General features: G+C 70.4%; 14 protein-coding genes. 11 read left to right on the top strand and 3 right to left on the bottom strand.

The window, feature by feature from the left end; translation table 11 throughout:
- The first annotated feature begins 294 nt into the window (after positions 1 to 294).
- From ACZ6NC_RS16445 to ACZ6NC_RS16480, 8 genes are all read left to right on the top strand, one after another.
- Positions 295 to 2,229 (top strand): hypothetical protein, encoded by a 1,935-nt coding sequence (locus tag ACZ6NC_RS16445; protein ID WP_465733198.1) that lies wholly within the window; start codon positions 295 to 297, stop codon positions 2,227 to 2,229.
- A 120-nt stretch (positions 2,230 to 2,349) separates the two neighbouring features.
- Positions 2,350 to 3,909 (top strand): bifunctional lysylphosphatidylglycerol synthetase/lysine--tRNA ligase LysX, encoded by a 1,560-nt coding sequence (gene lysX / locus ACZ6NC_RS16450; RefSeq protein ID WP_465733200.1) that lies wholly within the window; start codon positions 2,350 to 2,352, stop codon positions 3,907 to 3,909.
- Between the two features lie 4 nt (positions 3,910 to 3,913).
- A complete protein-coding gene (locus ACZ6NC_RS16455; RefSeq protein WP_256463529.1) occupies positions 3,914 to 4,036 on the top strand; it encodes a hypothetical protein in 123 nt (40 codons plus the stop codon).
- 120 nt (positions 4,037 to 4,156) lie between these two features.
- Complete coding sequence (locus ACZ6NC_RS16460) at positions 4,157 to 4,594, top strand: BlaI/MecI/CopY family transcriptional regulator (protein WP_465733202.1); 438 nt, start codon at positions 4,157 to 4,159, stop codon at positions 4,592 to 4,594.
- Positions 4,595 to 4,603: 9 nt separating this feature from the next.
- Positions 4,604 to 5,140 carry an amino-acid N-acetyltransferase gene (locus ACZ6NC_RS16465; protein WP_396321893.1) on the top strand — a complete coding sequence of 179 codons (537 nt, stop codon included), beginning with the start codon at positions 4,604 to 4,606 and terminating at the stop codon, positions 5,138 to 5,140.
- 92 nt (positions 5,141 to 5,232) lie between these two features.
- Positions 5,233 to 5,583 carry a histone-like nucleoid-structuring protein Lsr2 gene (locus tag ACZ6NC_RS16470; protein WP_465733204.1) on the top strand — a complete coding sequence of 117 codons (351 nt, stop codon included), beginning with the start codon at positions 5,233 to 5,235 and terminating at the stop codon, positions 5,581 to 5,583.
- Positions 5,584 to 6,229: 646 nt separating this feature from the next.
- On the top strand, positions 6,230 to 8,749 hold the full coding sequence (locus ACZ6NC_RS16475) for an ATP-dependent Clp protease ATP-binding subunit (RefSeq protein WP_465548413.1): 2,520 nt from the start codon (positions 6,230 to 6,232) through the stop codon (positions 8,747 to 8,749).
- Positions 8,750 to 9,102: 353 nt separating this feature from the next.
- Positions 9,103 to 11,454, top strand: a complete 2,352-nt coding sequence (locus tag ACZ6NC_RS16480) for an immune inhibitor A domain-containing protein (RefSeq protein ID WP_465733206.1) — start codon at positions 9,103 to 9,105, stop codon at positions 11,452 to 11,454.
- Between the two features lie 115 nt (positions 11,455 to 11,569).
- Here the strand turns inward: ACZ6NC_RS16480 and ACZ6NC_RS16485 are convergent, their stop codons facing one another.
- Positions 11,570 to 12,739: a threonine aldolase family protein gene (locus tag ACZ6NC_RS16485; protein ID WP_465733208.1), complete on the bottom strand. Its 1,170-nt coding sequence runs from the start codon at positions 12,737 to 12,739 to the stop codon at positions 11,570 to 11,572.
- A 387-nt stretch (positions 12,740 to 13,126) separates the two neighbouring features.
- Here ACZ6NC_RS16485 and ACZ6NC_RS16490 point away from each other — a divergent pair, with 387 nt between their 5' ends.
- Positions 13,127 to 14,080 carry a M23 family metallopeptidase gene (locus tag ACZ6NC_RS16490; RefSeq protein ID WP_465733210.1) on the top strand — a complete coding sequence of 318 codons (954 nt, stop codon included), beginning with the start codon at positions 13,127 to 13,129 and terminating at the stop codon, positions 14,078 to 14,080.
- Positions 14,081 to 14,156: 76 nt separating this feature from the next.
- Here ACZ6NC_RS16490 and ACZ6NC_RS16495 read toward each other — a convergent pair whose 3' ends face one another.
- Positions 14,157 to 14,786, bottom strand: a complete 630-nt coding sequence (locus tag ACZ6NC_RS16495; RefSeq protein ID WP_465733212.1) for a TetR/AcrR family transcriptional regulator — start codon at positions 14,784 to 14,786, stop codon at positions 14,157 to 14,159.
- A gap of 227 nt (positions 14,787 to 15,013) precedes the next feature.
- Between ACZ6NC_RS16495 and ACZ6NC_RS16500 the strand changes: the two genes are divergently transcribed.
- Positions 15,014 to 16,624, top strand: a complete 1,611-nt coding sequence (locus ACZ6NC_RS16500) for an MDR family MFS transporter (RefSeq protein ID WP_465733214.1) — start codon at positions 15,014 to 15,016, stop codon at positions 16,622 to 16,624.
- 76 nt (positions 16,625 to 16,700) lie between these two features.
- On the opposite strand, the gene ACZ6NC_RS16505 is transcribed toward ACZ6NC_RS16500, so the two are convergent.
- The gene (locus ACZ6NC_RS16505) at positions 16,701 to 17,630 is read right to left on the bottom strand and encodes an HhH-GPD family protein (protein WP_465733216.1); all 930 of its coding nucleotides are present in this window, start codon (positions 17,628 to 17,630) and stop codon (positions 16,701 to 16,703) included.
- 182 nt (positions 17,631 to 17,812) lie between these two features.
- On the opposite strand from ACZ6NC_RS16505, the gene ACZ6NC_RS16510 reads away from it, so the two are divergent.
- The gene (locus ACZ6NC_RS16510; protein WP_465733218.1) at positions 17,813 to 18,709 is read left to right on the top strand and encodes a hypothetical protein; all 897 of its coding nucleotides are present in this window, start codon (positions 17,813 to 17,815) and stop codon (positions 18,707 to 18,709) included.
- The last annotated feature ends 27 nt before the right edge of the window (positions 18,710 to 18,736 follow it).

Here is an 18,736-nt window from a genome sequence, read left to right on the forward strand (position 1 = left end):
GACCCCCCACCACACGGCCATGCGCCCACGGAGGGGGGGGGGGGGCGCCCCCCCCCCCCCCCCCCCCCCCCTCCTCGCTTCGTTGCCGAACAGTGATCACCAAAGGGCAGCCCCGATGATCACCCCACTGGTATGACTTTGTGCTGCCGGAGTGCCCCTCCGGTGGGGGCGGGCTCTGCAGGAACACTCTTTTCGTTCACTTCACCGGTCACGAAGTCCGTGGCCGGGCCGGACCGTGCGTGGTCCGCCATCGTTCGCTCCCCGATCTGCCGACTCACGATCCCTGGAGCATGGATGGACCGGTCCACCCCCTACCCGCCGCGGCCCCGGGCATGGGCACCGCCGCGCACACTGCTGCGCCTCGCGGTCGCCGGAACCGCCCTGGCCCTCGCGGCGGTCACCGTGCCGGCATCCGCCGCACCGGCCGTCTCCCCCGGCGACCCCGTCCCGCCGGCCGCCGTTCAGCCCGGCCGGTTCGTCCAGACCGACCTCACCAGGCTGCTGGACACCCGGGCCGCCATCGGTGTCCCGGCCGAGGGGCCGCTCGGCGGCGACAGCACCCTCCGCTTCCCCGTCGGACAGCTCGCGCCCGGTGCCACGGCAGTGGTCCTCAACGTGACGGCGACGGACACCACCGAGGCCGGCTTCGTCACCGTCCACCCCGACGGACAGCCCCGGCCCCGGACGTCCAACCTCAACTTCACTCCCGACCAGACGGTCGCCAACCTGGTCACCGTCCCGGTGTCCAACGGATACGTCGACGTCTACAACCACGCCGGCTCGGCCAACCTGATCGCCGACCTGTTCGGCTACTACACGGACGACCTCGCGGCGACCGCCTCGACCTTCCAGCCCGTCACCCCGTCGCGGGCGCTGGACACCCGCACAGCGGGCCCGGACGGCACCGCGCAGCCGGTCGGCACCGACGGCACCGTCAACCTCAAGCTCGCCGGGCGCAACCGCGTCCCGGCCGCCGGGGCGACGGCCGTGGTGCTCAACGTCACCGTCACCGACACCGCGGACTCCAGCTTCCTCACGGTGTACCCGCACGGCACCTCCCGGCCGGTCACCTCGAACCTCAACTTCACCGCGGGCCAGACGGTGCCCAACCTCGTCACCGTCCCGCTCGGGGCCGACGGCAGCGTCGACCTCTACAACCACGTCGGCTCGGCCGACCTGGTCGTGGACGTGTTCGGCTTCTACACCGGTGCCCCCAGCGGCTCCGGCTTCACCTCCGCCGGCCCGACCCGCGTCCTGGACACCCGGGACCCGGGCCGCCGCCCGGTCGGCCCGGGCTCCATCCTGAGCTGGTCCGTCGGCGACGAGCCCGTCCTGCCCGCCGGCAAGGTGAGCGCCGTCGTGCTGAACGTGACCGCGACCGGTCCGACGACCGCCGGCCACCTCGACGTCTACCCGGGCGGGAGCCCCCGGCCGAGCAGCTCGAACCTGAACTACACGGCGGGGCAGACCGTGGCCAACTCGGTGATCGTCCCCGTCGACGACTCCGGGGACGTCAACTTCTACAACAACTCCGGCTCGGTGGATGTGGTGGTCGACCTGTTCGGCTACTTCACCGCACCCCAGGGCGGCCCGACCGGGCTGTCGATGGACTACGAGAACCCGGTCGCCTGCGACCTCCCCAGCCCGGGCCGCTGGCTCCGCCCGGGTCTCTACTCGACCGGCTTCAACGCCGTCCAGGGCGCGCTGCCGGGCGCCACCGGCCCGGTGTGGACGCAGCTCGTCGTGACCGGCCCGACCGGCACCAAGACCTACGCGGGCAAGCCGACCGACCCCGGGACCAAGTCCACCGTCGGCGTCCCCCTGCCGGACCTCCAGCAGGGCACCGCGTACAGCTGGTACGCGTACACCACGGACGGGGTCCACACGTCCGCGTCCAGCCGGCCGTGCTACTTCCGCTACGGGAACGACCCCGGTTTCAAGGTGAAGATCTCGGATCCCAGCGGGCCCGTGTACACAGGGCAGACGACCCGGATCACGTTCACCGCCACGACGGACGACATCGAACCGGGTCTGCAGGCCGCCTCGTTCCGCTACGGCATCGGTGACAGCCACAGCATGGGCTCCACCGTGGCCGCGACCGACGGCGTCGCGACGGTCGACCTCCGCGTGAACAACTGGGGCACCCAGGTCCTGTACGTCGAGGCCACGAGCGCCGACGGCACGCGGGTCTCCAGGTCGAGCACGTCGTTCTACGTGATCTGGCGCTGACCGGAAGCGGCACGGAAAGGGGGAGGGCGCAAGGCGCTCTCCCCCTTCTGCCGTGCGGCGCGGCTCGCGCTGCGGATATCCCGTGGCGGAGCACGGTGTGTGGCTGGCTACCCTTGTGGGGTGAGCGATCAGAGCCCCCTCCCCGCGACCGACGACCTTCCCGAGCAGATGCGCGTCCGGCGCGAGAAGCTGGACCGGCTCCGGGCGGCCGGCGTCGACCCGTACCCGGTCGGCTTCCCCCGGACCAGCACCATCGCGGACCTCCGTGCCAAGCACCCGGACCTCGCTCCGGACACCGCGACCGGTGAGCGGGCCGGCATCACCGGCCGTGTGATCCTCTCCCGGACGGGCGGCAAGCTCTGCTTCGCCACCCTGCGCGACGGCAGCGGCGACCTCCAGGTGATGCTCTCCCTGGACAAGCTGGGCGAGGAGCGGCTGGCGGCCTGGAAGTCCGACATCGACCTCGGCGACCAGGTCGGCGTCGAGGGCGAGGTGATCACCTCCCGCCGCGGCGAGCTGTCGGTGATGGTGGACAACTGGGCGCTCACCGCCAAGTGCCTGCGCCCGCTGCCGGACAAGCACAAGGGCCTGACCGACCCGGAGGCCCGGGTCCGCCAGCGGTACGTCGACCTGATCGTCAACCCCGAGGCCCGCGAGATCCTGCACCTGCGCTCCAAGGTGGTCCGCTCGATCCGCCGCACCTACGAGGAGCGCGGCTACATCGAGGTCGAGACCCCGATGCTCCAGCCGGTGCACGGCGGCGCCAACGCGCGCCCGTTCAAGACGCACATCAACGCGTACGACATCGACCTCTTCATGCGGATCGCCCCCGAGCTGTACCTCAAGCGGCTGGTGGTCGGCGGTGCGGAGAAGGTCTTCGAGATCAACCGCAACTTCCGCAACGAGGGCGCGGACTCGACCCACAACCCCGAGTTCACCTCGCTGGAGTCGTACGAGGCCTACGGCGACTACGACACCCAGGCCGAGCTGATCCGGGCGACGATCATCAACGCCGCCCGGGACGCGCTGGGCACCACGGTGATCCGCGGCCTGGACCCGCACGGCGTCGAGCACGAGATCGACCTGGCCGAGCCGTGGGCCGAGGTCAGCGTCTACCCCGGCATCTCCGCCCACCTGGGCACCGAGGTCACCCCGGAGACCGGTGTCGAGGAGCTGCGCAAGCTGGCCGCCGAGCACGGCATCCCCTTCGAGAAGGAGTGGGGCCACGGCCAGATCGTCCTGGAGATGGTCGAGCGCCTGCTGGAGGAGAACGCCGTCGCGCCGACCTTCATCAAGGACTACCCGACCGAGGTGTCCCCGCTGACCCGCCAGCACCGCTCGATCGCGGGCGTGGCCGAGAAGTGGGACCTGGTGATCTTCGGTACCGAGATCGGCACGGCCTACTCCGAGCTGGTCGACCCGGTCGAGCAGCGCGCCCGCCTGACCGCGCAGTCCCTGCTGGCGGCCGGCGGCGACGTCGAGGCGATGCAGGTCGACGAGGACTTCCTGCGGGCCCTGGAGTACGCGATGCCGCCCACCGGCGGCCTCGGCCTCGGGGTGGACCGCCTGATCATGCTGCTCACCGGCAAGAACATCCGGGAGACCGTGCTCTTCCCGCTGGTCAAGCCGGAGCCCAAGGCGTCCGCCGCCACCGCGGCGGAGAAGACCGAGGAGGAGTGACCTGATGGACTACGTCAGCGCGATCGTCCCGCCGCTGGTCATGGCGATCGGCTTCGGCTTCCTGGTGCGGGCCATCATCCGCAGCCAGGGCGGGGCCCAGAAGGCCAAGGAGGACCTGGTCGACTGACCCCGTCAGCCGCCCGCGAACACCGGCGCGCCGCCATTCCCGATTCCCGGGGGTGGCGGCGCGCCGGTTTGGCAGCACTTCACAAGATTTGCCCCATTCACTCCCTATCCTGGCCGCACTATGGTCCGGCAACTCGGCGAACTTGAGAACGCCATCATGACCCGGGTGTGGCAGTGGAACCGACCGGTCACGGTTCGCGAGGTTCTCCTGGATCTGCAGTCGGAACGCGAAATCGCGTACACCACGGTGATGACCGTCCTGGACAAGCTCCACAGAAAGGGCTGGCTGCGCCGCGAGCGCGCCGGCCGGGCCTATCGATATGAACCGGTCTCGTCCCGCGAGGCGTACACGGCGGCTCTGATGAACGACGCCTGGGCCACCAGTGACAATCCCGCGGCCGCCCTGGTGCACTTCTTCGGCCTGATGTCGCCCGAGCAACGGGAGGCGCTGCGGGACGCGTTGCGGGTGGCCGCTCTGTTCCCGGCCGATCCCGCCCCGCCGGATTCCGCCGGGCCCGGGGCGGATACCGGGGAGACCGGGGCGGGGCCGGCGCGATAACGTCCCGCCATGGAGGTCACCATCCGCCGGGCGCGGACCACGGACGTGCGGACAGTGCGCAGGCTCATCGACGCCTACTCGCGCGACGGCATTCTGCTCGACAAGCCCACCGTCACACTGTTCGAGTCCGTCCAGGAGTTCTGGGTCGCGGAACGCGACGACAACGGGGCCGTGGTGGCCTGTGGCGCACTGCACGTCATGTGGGAGGACCTCGCGGAGGTTCGTACGCTCGCCGTCGACCCTTCCTGCCGCGGACACGGCGTCGGGCATCTGCTGCTGGAGAAGCTGCTGCAGACCGCGCGCTGGCTGGGCGTCCGTCGGATTTTCTGCTTGACGTTCGAGGTGCCCTTCTTCGCGAAACACGGTTTCGTCGAGATCGGCGAGGTCCAGGAAACCGATGATGGTACGACAGACCCGGCTGCGATCGCTACGGATGTCTATGAAGAACTTCTCCGCTCGTACGATGAAGGTGTCGCGGAGTTCCTCGACCTGGAGCGGGTGAAGCCCAACACTCTGGGCAACTCGCGCATGCTGCTGCACCTGTGAGCGGCCCCCGAGCCCCTCAGGGGTTTGTGTTTTCCGCTGAAAGGCGCTTTCCTTTCCTTAGGCAATGGGTCGTTTAGCGGAAAGGGAAGCCCGTGGCACAGAGGGTGCAGGTCATTCTTGAAGACGATCTCGACGGTGGCTCGGCGGACGAGACGGTGACGTTCGCGCTCGACGGCGTTGCCTACGAGATCGATCTGAAGAGCGCCAACGCGGACAAGCTCCGCGGTCTGCTGGCGCCGTACGTGGAGAAGGGCCGCAAGCAGAGCGGCCGGCTCGCCGGCGCCCGCCGCCCGGGCCGCGGCACGGCTCCGCGCCCGTCCGGCAGCGCTCCGGACACCGCCAAGATCCGCGCGTGGGCCAAGGAGCAGGGCCTGGAGGTCAACGACCGCGGCCGGGTGCCGAGCATCGTCCGCGAGGCCTACGACAAGGCCAACGCGTCCTGACCCCGGCGCCGCCGGACCGCCGGAGCAGGTGCGGGGTGCCGGCGCGGGCCGGAGGCGTTCCTGGCACACGCGCGGGGCGCGGAGGATCCTCCTCCGCGCCCCGCGGCGCGCGCCCGGGCAGCGGGTACCGGCCCGGGTGCCGTTCCGGACCGTGTTCCGGGCGGCGGAACAATCACAGGCTGTGCAACGCTGTAGGGGCGAAGCGGTAACGCCGGCAGCACCGGGATGGCCTACCGGCCACAGCGGCCGCGGCTGAACCACCGTCACCGCCGGCCGACTTCTCGCCAGGCGAACACCGCCACCGCGGAAACTGCGCGAGAACCACCCCGATACCGGGTATGAATGCAGGTGGACGGGGTCCTCGACCCCGCCCGGGGCAGTACGTGCGACCGGCCGGGGGCCATCCGGATCCGCCGAGTCCGGCGTTGTTCGCCGATGGCGTAGCGGTATCTGGTGCATCCGGCCCACCTGTGGGAACACCGTCTCCCAGCATCAGGTTGGGATTGGTGTCGGCTGGTCGCGCAGCATGTCGCTCCCGTACCGGGGAGTGAATCCGTGGGCCGCGCCGCTGAGCGGGACTAGCATGCGGAAGGACAGGGCGGGGACCGACCCCGAACTGCCCGACCGCTCTGAGGAGCGATAAACGATGTTCGAGAGGTTCACCGACCGCGCGCGGCGGGTTGTCGTCCTGGCTCAGGAAGAAGCCCGGATGCTCAACCACAACTACATCGGCACCGAGCACATCCTCCTGGGTCTGATCCACGAGGGTGAGGGTGTCGCCGCTAAGGCCCTGGAGAGCCTCGGGATTTCTCTAGAGGCTGTTCGCCAGCAGGTCGAGGAGATCATCGGCCAGGGCCAGCAGGCCCCGTCCGGTCACATTCCCTTCACCCCCCGGGCGAAGAAGGTCCTGGAGCTTTCGCTCCGCGAGGCCCTGCAGCTCGGCCACAACTACATCGGCACCGAGCACATCCTGCTCGGCCTGATCCGCGAGGGCGAGGGCGTCGCCGCCCAGGTCCTGGTGAAGCTGGGCGCCGACCTCAACCGGGTGCGCCAGCAGGTCATCCAGCTGCTGTCCGGCTACCAGACCGGCGGCGGCAAGGAGTCGGCCACGGCCGGCGGGCCCGCCGAGGGCACCCCGTCGACGTCGCTGGTCCTGGACCAGTTCGGCCGCAACCTCACCCAGGCCGCCCGCGAGGCCAAGCTCGACCCGGTCATCGGGCGCGAGAAGGAGATCGAGCGGGTCATGCAGGTGCTGTCCCGCCGCACCAAGAACAACCCCGTGCTGATCGGTGAGCCCGGCGTCGGCAAGACGGCCGTGGTCGAGGGCCTGGCCCAGGCGATCGTCAAGGGCGAGGTCCCGGAGACGCTCAAGGACAAGCAGCTCTACACGCTGGACCTGGGCGCCCTGGTGGCCGGCTCGCGCTACCGCGGTGACTTCGAGGAGCGCCTGAAGAAGGTGCTCAAGGAGATCCGCACCCGCGGCGACATCATCCTGTTCATCGACGAGCTGCACACCCTGGTCGGCGCCGGCGCGGCCGAGGGCGCCATCGACGCCGCCAGCATCCTCAAGCCGATGCTGGCCCGTGGCGAGCTGCAGACCATCGGTGCCACCACGCTGGACGAGTACCGCAAGCACCTGGAGAAGGACGCCGCGCTGGAGCGCCGCTTCCAGCCGATCCAGGTCGCCGAGCCCTCGCTGCCGCACACCATCGAGATCCTCAAGGGCCTGCGCGACCGCTACGAGGCCCACCACCGGGTCTCCATCACGGACGCCGCCCTGGTCGCCGCCGCGACCCTGGCCGACCGCTACATCTCGGACCGCTTCCTGCCGGACAAGGCCATCGACCTGATCGACGAGGCCGGCTCCCGGATGCGCATCCGCCGGATGACCGCGCCGCCGGACCTGCGCGAGTTCGACGAGAAGATCGCCGACGTGCGCCGCGAGAAGGAGAGCGCGATCGACGCGCAGGACTTCGAGAAGGCCGCGTCCCTGCGCGACGACGAGAAGCAGCTCCTGCAGGCCAAGGCCAAGCGCGAGAAGGAGTGGAAGGCCGGCGACATGGACGTCGTCGCGGAGGTGGACGAGGAGCTCATCGCCGAGGTCCTGGCCACCGCCACCGGCATCCCGGTCTTCAAGCTCACCGAGGAGGAGTCCTCCCGGCTGCTGCGCATGGAGGACGAGCTGCACAAGCGCGTCATCGGCCAGAAGGACGCCATCAAGGCGCTCTCCCAGGCCATCCGGCGCACCCGTGCGGGCCTCAAGGACCCGAAGCGCCCCGGCGGCTCGTTCATCTTCGCCGGCCCGTCCGGTGTCGGTAAGACCGAGCTGTCCAAGACGCTCGCCGAGTTCCTCTTCGGCGACGAGGACGCGCTGATCTCGCTCGACATGTCCGAGTTCTCGGAGAAGCACACCGTCTCCCGGCTCTTCGGTTCGCCCCCCGGCTACGTGGGCTACGAGGAGGGCGGCCAGCTGACCGAGAAGGTGCGCCGCAAGCCGTTCTCCGTCGTCCTCTTCGACGAGGTCGAGAAGGCCCACCCGGACATCTTCAACTCGCTGCTGCAGATCCTGGAGGACGGTCGCCTGACCGACTCCCAGGGCCGCGTGGTCGACTTCAAGAACACCGTCATCATCATGACGACCAACCTCGGCACCCGGGACATCTCCAAGGGCTTCAACCTGGGCTTCGCGGCCACGGGTGACACCCAGACCGGGTACGACCGGATGAAGGCGAAGGTCGGCGAGGAGCTCAAGCAGCACTTCCGCCCCGAGTTCCTGAACCGCGTCGACGACATCGTGGTCTTCCACCAGCTGACCGAGGAAGACATCATCCAGATCGTCGACCTGATGATCGACAAGGTGGACGGCCGCCTCAAGGACCGCGACATGGGCCTGGAGCTCAGCGTCGAGGCCAAGAAGCTGCTGGCCAAGCGCGGCTACGACCCGATCCTGGGTGCCCGTCCGCTGCGCCGCACCATCCAGCGCGAGATCGAGGACCACCTCTCCGAGAAGATCCTCTTCGGCGAGCTGCGGGCCGGCCACATCGTGGTCGTCGGTGTCGAGGGTGACGGCAAGGATGCCAAGTTCACCTTCCGCGGCGTGGAGAAGTCCGCGGTCGCGGACACCCCGGCCGCCGTTGCCTCGCCGGGTCCGGACCTGACGAAGTAGCAACATTTAACAGATAACAGCAAACGGTCTGAGCCCCCGGCGTTCGCGTCGGGGGCTCAGACCGTTTTTCGTGCCGCCGCAAAAGGTGTGATCCACCCCACGATGCAGCAGGTGGGAGGCCTGATCGCGGGGTGGTGCGAGGGCGATCGAATCAATCATCATCTTTTAATGCCAATGTTGTTGACAGATCGTCAGCTGATAGGGAGTCGCGGAGCATAGCGCTGTGGCCATGTCACGGTCAAGGTCTATCTTTTCTGTCCACGCTTGGATCAAATGACGTCCACCTGTCTTTCATTGGTTTACCGGAAGGCCATGAGCCGGACCGGTTTGGGGAGGACGTCACAACGTTGAAGATGACCAGGAAAGCCGCTGCGGCCGTTTCGGCCGCCGCGGTCATAGCCGCGCTCGGCGCGGGGCTGCTCCCGGGGACGGCCTTCGCCGCCGGATCCGCCCCGGTGCCGCAGGACCCGGCCGACGCCGTTCAGGTCAGCACTGAGCACAACCTGCCGGGCCCGCTCACCGAGAAGGTCGAGGCCGAGCAGAAGGCTGCCACCGAGCAGCTGCTCGCCGGCACCGCCCAGATCGAGCAGCACGGCGGCGGCAGCAGCATCAAGCTCGGCAAGGACAAGTACGTCGAGCTGGCCCGTGAGCGTACGGACAAGATCTTCACCATCCTGGTCGACTTCAGCGACCAGGTGGACAGCACCACGAAGACGCCGGACGGCAAGGTCAAGTACGGCGGCACGCCCGGCCCGCAGCACAACCAGATCGAGAAGCCCGACGCGGCTACCAACAACTCGACGCTCTGGCAGGCCGACTACAACCAGCCGCACTACCAGGACATGTACTTCAGCAAGACCCAGGACTCGCTGAAGACCTTCTACGAGAAGCAGTCCTCGGGCCGCTACTCGGTCGACGGCCAGGTCACCGACTGGGTGAAGGTGCCGTGGAACGAGGCCCGTTACGGCTCGGACTACTGCGGCTCGCACGTCTGCTCCAACGCGCAGGACCTGATCCGCGACGGCATCAACGCCTGGACCGCCGACCAGAAGGCCAAGGGCCAGACGGACGCTCAGATCAAGGCCACCATCGCGCAGTACGACCAGTGGGACCGGTACGACTACGACCACGACGGCAACTTCAACGAGCCCGACGGTTACATCGACCACTTCCAGATCGTGCACGCCGGTGAGGACCAGTCGGCGGGTGGCGGCAAGCAGGGCGACAACGCCCTCTGGGCCCACCGCTCGTACGTCTACGGCACCCAGGCCGGCTCGACCGGTCCGTCGAACAACCTGCTCGGCGGCACCCCGGTCGGTGACACCGGCATCTGGATCGGCGACTACACCATGCAGCCCGAGAACGGCGGCCTCGGTGTCTTCGCGCACGAGTACGGTCACGACCTCGGTCTGCCGGACCTGTACGACACCTCGGGCAGCGGGATCGACAACTCGGTCGGCTTCTGGTCGCTGATGTCCTCCGGCTCCTGGCTGGGCGAGGGCAAGAACTCGATCGGCGACATGCCGAACGACCTCGATGCCTGGAGCAAGCTCAAGCTCGGCTGGCTGAAGTTCGACAAGGCCAAGGCCGGCACCGAGTCGACCCACCACATCGGCCCGGTGGAGTACAACTCCAAGCTGCCGCAGGCGCTGGTCGTCGACCTGCCGAAGAAGACCGTCACCACCACGATCAACACCCCGTTCGCGGGTGCCAACGAGTGGTGGAGCGGCAGCGCCGACGACCTGAACGTCACGCTGACCCGCGACGTCGACCTGACCGGGAAGACCTCGGGCTCGCTCTCCGCGAAGGCCTGGTACGACCTGGAGCAGGACTTCGACTACGCCTACGGCGAGGTCTCCACCGACGGTGGCGCCACCTGGAAGGCCCTGGAGGGCACCTTCAACGGCACCGCCCTCCCGCACAACGCCGCCGACAAGGCGTCGCTGAGCGGCAGCTCGGGCAACAAGTGGGGCGACCTGGTCTTCCCGCTGGACGCCTACGCGGGCAAGGCCGTCAAGGTGCGCTTCCACAACACCACCGACGGCGGCCTGCACATGAAGGGCCTGGCCCTGGACGACATCGTCGTCACCGCCAACGGCGCCACCGTCTTCACCGACGGTGCCGAGAACGGTGACAACGGCTGGGCCGCCAAGGGCTTCTCGCGCATCTCGGGCAAGTTCTCCAACGACTACGCCCAGTACTACATCGCCGAGAACCGCCAGTACATCTCGTACGACCGGACCCTCAAGACCGGCCCGTACAACTTCGGCTTCGGCGCCGCCAAGCCGGGCTGGGTGGAGCACTACCCGTACCAGGCCGGCCTGCTGATCTGGTACTGGGACGAGTCGCAGACCGACAACAACGTCACCAACCACCCGGGCGAGGGTCTGATCCTCCCGATCGACTCCCACCCGACCCCGGTCAAGTGGGCCGACGGCACCCTGATGCGTCCGCGCATCCAGGGCTACGACTCGACCTTCGGCTCGCGCAAGACCGACGCGCTGACCCTGCACAAGAACGGCGTCGAGACGATCGTCCCGAGGGCCAAGGGCGTCGACGAGTTCAGCGACCTGAAGTCGTACTGGTCCGAGGACAACAAGTACAGCAGCGTCAAGGTCCCGAAGACGGGCACCAGCATCGAGGTCGAGAACGAGTCCTCGAACTACCTGGAGACCTGGATCCGGGTCCGCCCGGTCGACAACTGATCGCACCGAGCAGTGACGATCAGCCTCTGACCAGGCATCACTGATTCACCGTCCGGCCCGTCCCCGCACCCGCGGGGGCGGGCCGGACGTCTTTTCAGGCCCGTGTCCCGGACCGTCAGAACGGCCTCCTCGGCAGCAGGCCCAGAAAGGCGTCCACCGCCTCCGCGATCTCCTTCTCGGTCCAGTCCAGCGCGTCGGCCGCCACCGTGACCTCGGTCATCGACAGGCCCGGCAGGCCCTGCTCCCGCCAGGCGCCGAACAGGGCCGTCCTCGCCTCCTCGGCCAGCCGCAGACCCGCCGTGTCCAGCTCCTCCGGGGTGTACGGCAGCCAGAGCTGGAACTGGTGGGTGTGCGGCGGGGCCGGGTGGATCCGGGCGCCCGGGACGACCGCGAACGACTCGGCGAGCGCCGCCGCGACGGTCTTGGCGTGCGCCACGTACCCGGGCAGCCGCGGCAGTTCACGGTCCAGCCCGGCCAGGGCGGCCAGCGCGGCCGGCCACTGCTGGAAGAGCTGGCCGCCGTAGCGGTGCCGCCAGGCCCTGGCGGTCCGGACGAAGGCCGAGCGGCCGGCCAGCGCGGCGCCGCTGATCCCGCCGAGGGTCTTGTAGAAGGAGACGTAGACCGAGTCGGCCGTGGCGGCGATCTCCGGCAGCGAGCGGCCGAAGTGGACGGCCGACTCCCAGATCCGGGCCCCGTCCAGGTGAAGCGCCGCGTGGTGCTTCTCCCGGACCGCCGCGGCGACCGCCTCCAGCTCGGCCCAGGACGGCAGCACGAACCCGGCCTCGCGCAGCGGCAGCTCCAGGATCATCGCGGCGTACGGCTCGTCGAACGCCTCCAGCTCGGCCACGGTCGGCAGCCGCGGCGCGATGGTGGGCCAGACGCTGCGCAGACCGCTCAGCACGGTCAGCGCGTGCCGTTCGTGCTGCTCGGTGTGGCCGAGCGGGTGGGTCGCGACCGTCGGCAGGCCGGCGGCCTCGGCGTGGATCCGCAGCGCGACCTGCTGGGCCATGGTGCCGGTCGGGAAGAACGCGGCGTCCTCGGTGCCGAGCAGCCCGGCGACCTTCAGTTCCAGGGCACGGACCACGCCGTCGCCGTACATGTCCGGCTGCCGGTCCAGGTCGTACACGCCCTCGGCGTCCTCGGCCAGGGCGGCGAGGTGCTCGCGCAGGCTCAGCGGCCGGGCGCCGGAGAGCAGCCGCTCGCAGCCGCGCCGCGCGGCGAAGCGGCGCTCCTGGAGGCCCGGACCGTGGCCGCCTTCGGTGGATTCGCTCCTGTTGGGATACATGCGTCGATGGTCCCGCAGCGGGGGCGTCCGGTCAGTGGTGCGGGCGCGTGCCTCGGATTCGTGCCGCGGAAGCGCTCAAACCCGGGCGGCGGGTGGGACTGGTCACAGCGGCCCGCGGCGGTACGACCGGCGGTAGTAGACGCGCCGGACGGGGGTCCGGAGGGGTCCAGGCCCCGAACGGACGATCGGATCACATGATCGTTACTCCATCGGCTTGAATCTCCGGCGCCACGCTGACTACACGCCGTAGTACGTCACACCGTTTGGGAGTCCGCGCGGTGACGGTTACACCTTGAGTGGTCCCCCGCTCAGCACGCCCGAACGGGCTCGTTGTGCTGCCCCCGTACGTCCGTGAGGTTGAGCTTCCCGATGTCTTCCGTCCCGCCCATGGGGCCGGCCCTCCGCCGCCTCGCCGCCCGCGCGGCGACCCAGGCGGCGGCCTGGCAGCCCCGGCTCGGCCACGCCGTCCGCACCCATGTCGCCCCGCTGCACGCGCTCACCGCGCCCCGGCACACCCTGCCCGGCGGCCCGCTCCGGGCCGACCGGCACCGCACCGTCACCGCGGTCGGGGCCAGCGCGGTGATACTTTCCGGCGCCCTGCTGGTCGCCGCCCCGGGTAGCGCCTCGGCGCAGACGGTCACCCCCACCACCCCCGGCAGCTCGGCGTTCACCGTCGCGCAGGGCGCCGCGCCCACCCCGGCGCTGGTCCAGGTGGCGGGCCCGAGCACGTACAAGCTTCCGCACGAACAGGACTCCGCGCAGGAGTACGTGGCGGTCGCCGCCAACCTGGTGGTGCCCGAGCCGCCCGCGGCCGCCCCTTCCGCGGACCAGGCGCCGGCGTCCGCCCCCGCCGCCGAGCCTGCCCCTGCCCCCGCCCCCGAGCCCGCCCCTGCCCCCGCGCCGGCTCCCGAGCCCGCGCCCGCTCCGGCACCCGAGTGGTCCGCCCCCGTCCCGGGCGCGCCGACCAGCAACCCGTACGGGGTGGCCAACCCCGAGTACGCGGCCGGGTACCACACCGGGGTGGACTTCGCGGTCGACCCGGGCACCCCGCTGCTCGCCGTCGGCAACGCCACCGTGGTGTCGGCCGGCTGGGACGGCGCCTACGGCAAGGAGGTCGTACTCCGGCTCTCCGACGGGCGCTTCGCGCAGTACGCGCACATGTCGTCGATCTCGGTGTCGGCGGGCGACCGCGTGTCGGCGGCCGAGCAGATCGGCCGCTCCGGGAACACCGGCAACTCGACCGGGCCGCACCTGCACTTCGAGATCCGCTCCAGCAACCACTACGGCTCGGTGATCAACCCGATCGCGTACCTCTCCGGACACGGGGTCACCGGGTTCTGACGGGCCCGCCCACACGCCCAGGGGGCGGCCCGGTTCCGGGCCGTCCCCCGGGCGTTCGGTGCGGGCCGCGGCCCGGTCAGACGTGCGCCGCGGGGTGGTCGATCAGGGCGCCGATCTCCAGTGCGACGCGCTGCGCGGCCGCCATCGCCTCCTCCAGCGAGGCCACCCTCACCGCGTCGTCCGGGACGTGCCCGGCTGCCTCGCAGTCGGAGGCGTCCTGGTTGAGCAGGAACAGCGCCGAGTTGATGGTGAACAGCGACATGGCGGCGCGCAGCCGGTCCTCGAAGGTGGCCTGCGGGCCGTGCACCAGCCGCACCATCGCGACCATCCGCTCCTTGAACTCCAGCCCGGCCGGCGAGTCGCGCAGCGCGGGCTGGTTCTCGTGGAAGAAGCGCAGCAGCGGTGCCCGCTCGGACATGCCGGCCGCGAACCGCCGGATCAGCTCGTCCCGCAGCTCCGGCGTCCACGGCTGCTCGCGGCCCCACGCGAGGGTCTCGTCGATCGGCGCGGCCATGCTCTCCACGATGCCGTGGACGATGTCGTCCTTGGTCTTGAAGTGGTAGTAGAGCGCGGCCTTGGTGACACCCAGCCGATCGGCGATCTCCCGCAGCGAGGTCTGCTCGTAGCCCTGTTCCGAGAAGAGCTCCAGCGCGACCACGATGATGCGGGCCCGGGTGTCGCTGCGGGGGCTGTGCGGAGTACCCATGGCCTGCCTCATGACTGCGTCGGTTGACTGCTGCTCGTTCGCCGGGCGCCGCTCGGCGCCCACCCCCCGGGCTCATTCTCCCTGCCCAGGCCGCCGGCCGAGAAACTGGCTTGACGACCGGCTAGCGCACAACCTACCGTGCCCACGGTCAACAAACTAGCCGGGCGACAAGTAAGTGCCATCGAAGGCCCGACCGCTCGTCCGATCCTGTCCGGGAGACACCACCCATGTCACAACCCAAGGCCGACAACCCGGCACCGGAGAAGAAGACGTCCGAGGAGGAGGAGCAGCCGCGCTCCCCCCGTGAGATCCGCCTGGTCATGGTCGGCCTGGTGGTCACCATGCTGCTCGCGATGCTCGACGGCCTGATCGTCGGCACCGCGATGCCGACCATCGTCGGCGACCTCGGCGGCGCCGAGCACCTGTCCTGGGTGGTCACCTCCTACACCCTGGCCACCGCCGCCTCCACCCCGATCTGGGGCAAGCTCGGCGACCTCTACGGCCGCAAGGGCACCTTCCTCACCTCGATCGTGATCTTCCTGGTGGGCTCGGCCCTCTCCGGCCTCTCCCAGAACATGAACGAGCTGATCGGCTTCCGCGCCCTCCAGGGCCTGGGCGCCGGCGGTCTGATGGTCGGCGTGATGTCGATCATGGGCGCGCTGGTCCCGCCGCGCGACCGCGGCAAGTACCAGGGCATGTTCGCCGCGGTGATGGCGCTCGCCACCATCGGCGGCCCGCTGGTCGGCGGCTTCATCACCGACCACCTGAGCTGGCACTGGACCTTCTACATCAACCTGCCGCTCGGCGCGGTCGCGCTCGCCGTCGTCATGGTCACCCTGAAGCTGCCGAAGGTCCGCAACAGCGCCCGGATCGACTACCTCGGCGCGATCCTGCTCACCACCGGCATCACCGCGCTCACCCTGATCACCACCTGGGGCGGCCAGCAGTACGCCTGGGGCTCCAAGCAGATCCTGGGCCTGGCCGCGCTGGCCGCCGCCACCCTGATCGCCTTCTGCTACGTCGAGCAGCGGGTCCAGGAGCCGATGCTCCCGCTCGGCCTGTTCAAGAACCTGAACTTCACCCTGGTCTCGATCATCGGCTTCGTCGTCGGCTTCGTGATGTTCGGCTCGACCGTCTTCCTGCCGCTCTACCAGCAGATCGTGCAGGGCGCGTCGGCCACCAACTCCGGCCTGCTGCTGATGCCGATGATGTTCGGCATGCTGGTCGTCTCGCTGGTGGTCGGCCAGGCGGTGACCAAGACCGGCAAGTACCGGATCTTCCCGATCATCGGCACGATCGTGATGACCGCCGGCATGGTGCTGCTCTCCACGCTCTCCACCGACACCGGCAGCTTCGCCGCCTCCTGCTGGATGGTCGTGCTCGGCGCCGGCATGGGCTTCCTGATGCAGATCACCATGCTGGTCGCGCAGAACAGCGTCGAGCTGAAGGACATGGGCGTGGCCAGCTCCACCGCCACCCTGTTCCGCACCATCGGCGGCTCCTTCGGCGTCGCGCTGTTCGGTGCGCTGTTCAACAGCCGGGTCACCGAGACCATGAAGGACCGGCTCGGCGACGCGGCCGCGAACGGCGGCGGCAAGGGCGACCCGAGCCAGCTGAGCCCCGCCGCGCTCAAGGCGCTGCCCGCGCCCGTCCAGGACGCGTACCACCACGCCGTGGCCAACGGCATGCACACCGTCTTCCTGTGGGGTGCCGCGGTCGCGGTCATCGCGGTCGCCGCCGCGGTCTTCGTGCGCGAGGTCCCACTGCGCGGCGCCGGTGCGCCGGCGCCGGAGGACGGCAAGGCCACCGAGCCCAACGCCGAGGCCGTCGCCATCTGACGTCCGCGGTCCGGAAATCCCCCTCTCCCACGAGAGGGGGATTTCTTGTTCCCCCCAGTCCCACCAGCCGCCGGGACTACTGCGGCAGCCGGTAGACGCCCTGCTCGACCGGCTCGACCAGGCCGTCGGCGACCAGGCCGTCCAACGCCCGGGCCCGCTGCACCGCGTCCGGCCAGACGGCGTCCAGCCGGGCCTGCTCGACCGTGCCGTGCTCGGCGCGCAGCACCGCCAGCAGCTTCCCGCGGACCTGCCGGTCCGTCCCCTCGTACGACTGGCCGCGCCGAGCCGGGCCCTCGTACGGCGGGCGGCCGGCGCGCTGCCAGGCGCAGCCGGCGAACAGCGGGCAGCCACCGCACTCCGGGCTCCGCGCCGTGCAGACCAGCGCGCCCAGCTCCATCACGGCGACCGCCCAGGTCGCCGCCGTCTCCGTCTCCTCGGGCAGCAGCGCCGTCGCCGTCCGCCGCTCGGCGGCCGTGGTGGCCTGCGCCGGGTACTCGACGCCCGTCACCACGCGGGCGAACACCCGGCGGACGTTGGTGTCCAGCACCACATGGCGCTGGCGGAAGGCGAAGGAGGCCACCGCGGCCGCCGTGTACTCCCCCACACCGGGCAGCGAGAGCAGCGTCGCGTGGTCGTCCGGGACGCGGCCGCCGTGCTCCCCGGTGATCGCCACCGCGGCCGCGTGCAGGCGCAGCGCCCGCCGCGGGTAGCCGAGCCGGCCCCACATCCGGACCGCCTCGCCGGGCGCCTCGGCGGCCAGGTCGGCCGGCGTCGGCCAGCGCTCCAGCCATGTCGCATAGACGGGCAGCACCCGCTTCACCGGGGTCTGCTGGAGCATGAACTCGCTCACCATCACCGCCCAGGGCGAGGCCTCGGGGGTCCGCCAGGGCAGCTCGCGGGCGTTGGCCTCGTACCAGCCGAGGACGGTCGAGTGCAGCACCGGCAGCGGCAGGGGCGGCGGGACGGTGGTGGGACTGGGGGCGGGGGTGACGGTGATGGCAGCCATGGCCCTTCGATCCTCCCACGCCCGTTCCTCCCACCGAAGCGGAGCGCGGAGCTCCGGATCACCGTGCGAAAACCCCCGATCAACCTCCCCCGAACGGCGCAAATGGCGGATCATGTGAAGGAAGGGGCGAGTGTGCGGTGTTGGTGAGTCAAAGGGCACACACTGTCTCGTAGAGTTTGGGCGTGCCCTCTCTCCGTCAACCCGTGGGACCGCTGCCGGCTTCGATCTACTGGCGACGGCGCGTCGTCGTGCTCGTCGCCGTCGCCGCGGTCGTCGCCCTGATCGCCTGGCTGATGTCCGATCAGGGCGGTGGTGACGGCGGATCATCCGGCAAGGCCGCGCAGGCCGTGCCGTCCCAGACCCCCGTCCAGGCGATCACGCCCGGCGCCTCCCCCAGCGGCCCCGCGAACAACTCGCGCCCCGGCAGCGGCGGGAGCGGTGGCGCCAACCCGGGCGGCGGCGCGGTCTCCGGCTCCGGCGGCGGCGACGTCAGCCTCAGCACCGGCGGCACGGGCGGGGCCCCCAACCCGGCCCCCGCGACCGGCGGGACGGGCGGTGGTGCGGCTGCCGGTGGTGCGGCTGCGGGCGGCGGCGCGGCCGGCGGCACCGGTGGTGCCAGCGGCGGCAGCGGCGGGGCTCCCGCGGTGAACACCCCCGAGGTGATGGCGCTGCCCGTCTGCGCCTCCTCGCAGGTGACGCTGGAGCTGGCCGGCGCGCAGAACTCCTACCAGCCCAAGGACAAGCCGAAGCTGGCACTGACCGTCCACAACTCCTCCGGCGCCAACTGCCGGGTGGACCTGGGCCGGACCGCCTCCGCCATCACCGTGACGGCCAGCAACGGCGAGCGCATCTGGTCCTCCGGCGACTGCCCGTCCGACCGGGGCAGCAACTGGGTGCAGATCCCGGCGAACAGCGGTCTGACCGAGACCTTCACCTGGGACCGCAGCCGCAGCAAGCAGCAGTGCGCCACGGCCGACCCGGCGGCCGCCCCCGCCGGCAACTACCTGGTGGTCGCCGACCTCACCGGCCTCTCCGGCGGCCAGGTGTCGGCGCGCTCCTCGATCCGCCTGGAGAGCTGACCGCCTCTCAACCCGCTTCCCCCGAAG

It is taken from the genome of Kitasatospora sp. NPDC041988, from assembly GCF_055588525.1.

What these genes read in the sequence shown, in the direction of transcription:
- ACZ6NC_RS16445 (WP_465733198.1), top strand. Translation starts at nt 295, where the DNA reads ATGGACCGGTCCACCCCCTACCCGCCGCGGCCCCGGGCATGGGCACCG.
- ACZ6NC_RS16455 (WP_256463529.1), top strand. Translation starts at nt 3,914, where the DNA reads ATGGACTACGTCAGCGCGATCGTCCCGCCGCTGGTCATGGCGATCGGC.
- ACZ6NC_RS16460 (WP_465733202.1), top strand. Translation starts at nt 4,157, where the DNA reads ATGGTCCGGCAACTCGGCGAACTTGAGAACGCCATCATGACCCGGGTG.
- ACZ6NC_RS16465 (WP_396321893.1), top strand. Translation starts at nt 4,604, where the DNA reads ATGGAGGTCACCATCCGCCGGGCGCGGACCACGGACGTGCGGACAGTG.
- ACZ6NC_RS16475 (WP_465548413.1), top strand. Translation starts at nt 6,230, where the DNA reads ATGTTCGAGAGGTTCACCGACCGCGCGCGGCGGGTTGTCGTCCTGGCT.
- ACZ6NC_RS16480 (WP_465733206.1), top strand. Translation starts at nt 9,103, where the DNA reads ATGACCAGGAAAGCCGCTGCGGCCGTTTCGGCCGCCGCGGTCATAGCC.
- ACZ6NC_RS16485 (WP_465733208.1), bottom strand. Translation starts at nt 12,739, where the DNA reads ATGTATCCCAACAGGAGCGAATCCACCGAAGGCGGCCACGGTCCGGGC.
- ACZ6NC_RS16490 (WP_465733210.1), top strand. Translation starts at nt 13,127, where the DNA reads ATGGGGCCGGCCCTCCGCCGCCTCGCCGCCCGCGCGGCGACCCAGGCG.
- ACZ6NC_RS16495 (WP_465733212.1), bottom strand. Translation starts at nt 14,786, where the DNA reads ATGGGTACTCCGCACAGCCCCCGCAGCGACACCCGGGCCCGCATCATC.
- ACZ6NC_RS16500 (WP_465733214.1), top strand. Translation starts at nt 15,014, where the DNA reads ATGTCACAACCCAAGGCCGACAACCCGGCACCGGAGAAGAAGACGTCC.
- ACZ6NC_RS16505 (WP_465733216.1), bottom strand. Translation starts at nt 17,630, where the DNA reads ATGGCTGCCATCACCGTCACCCCCGCCCCCAGTCCCACCACCGTCCCG.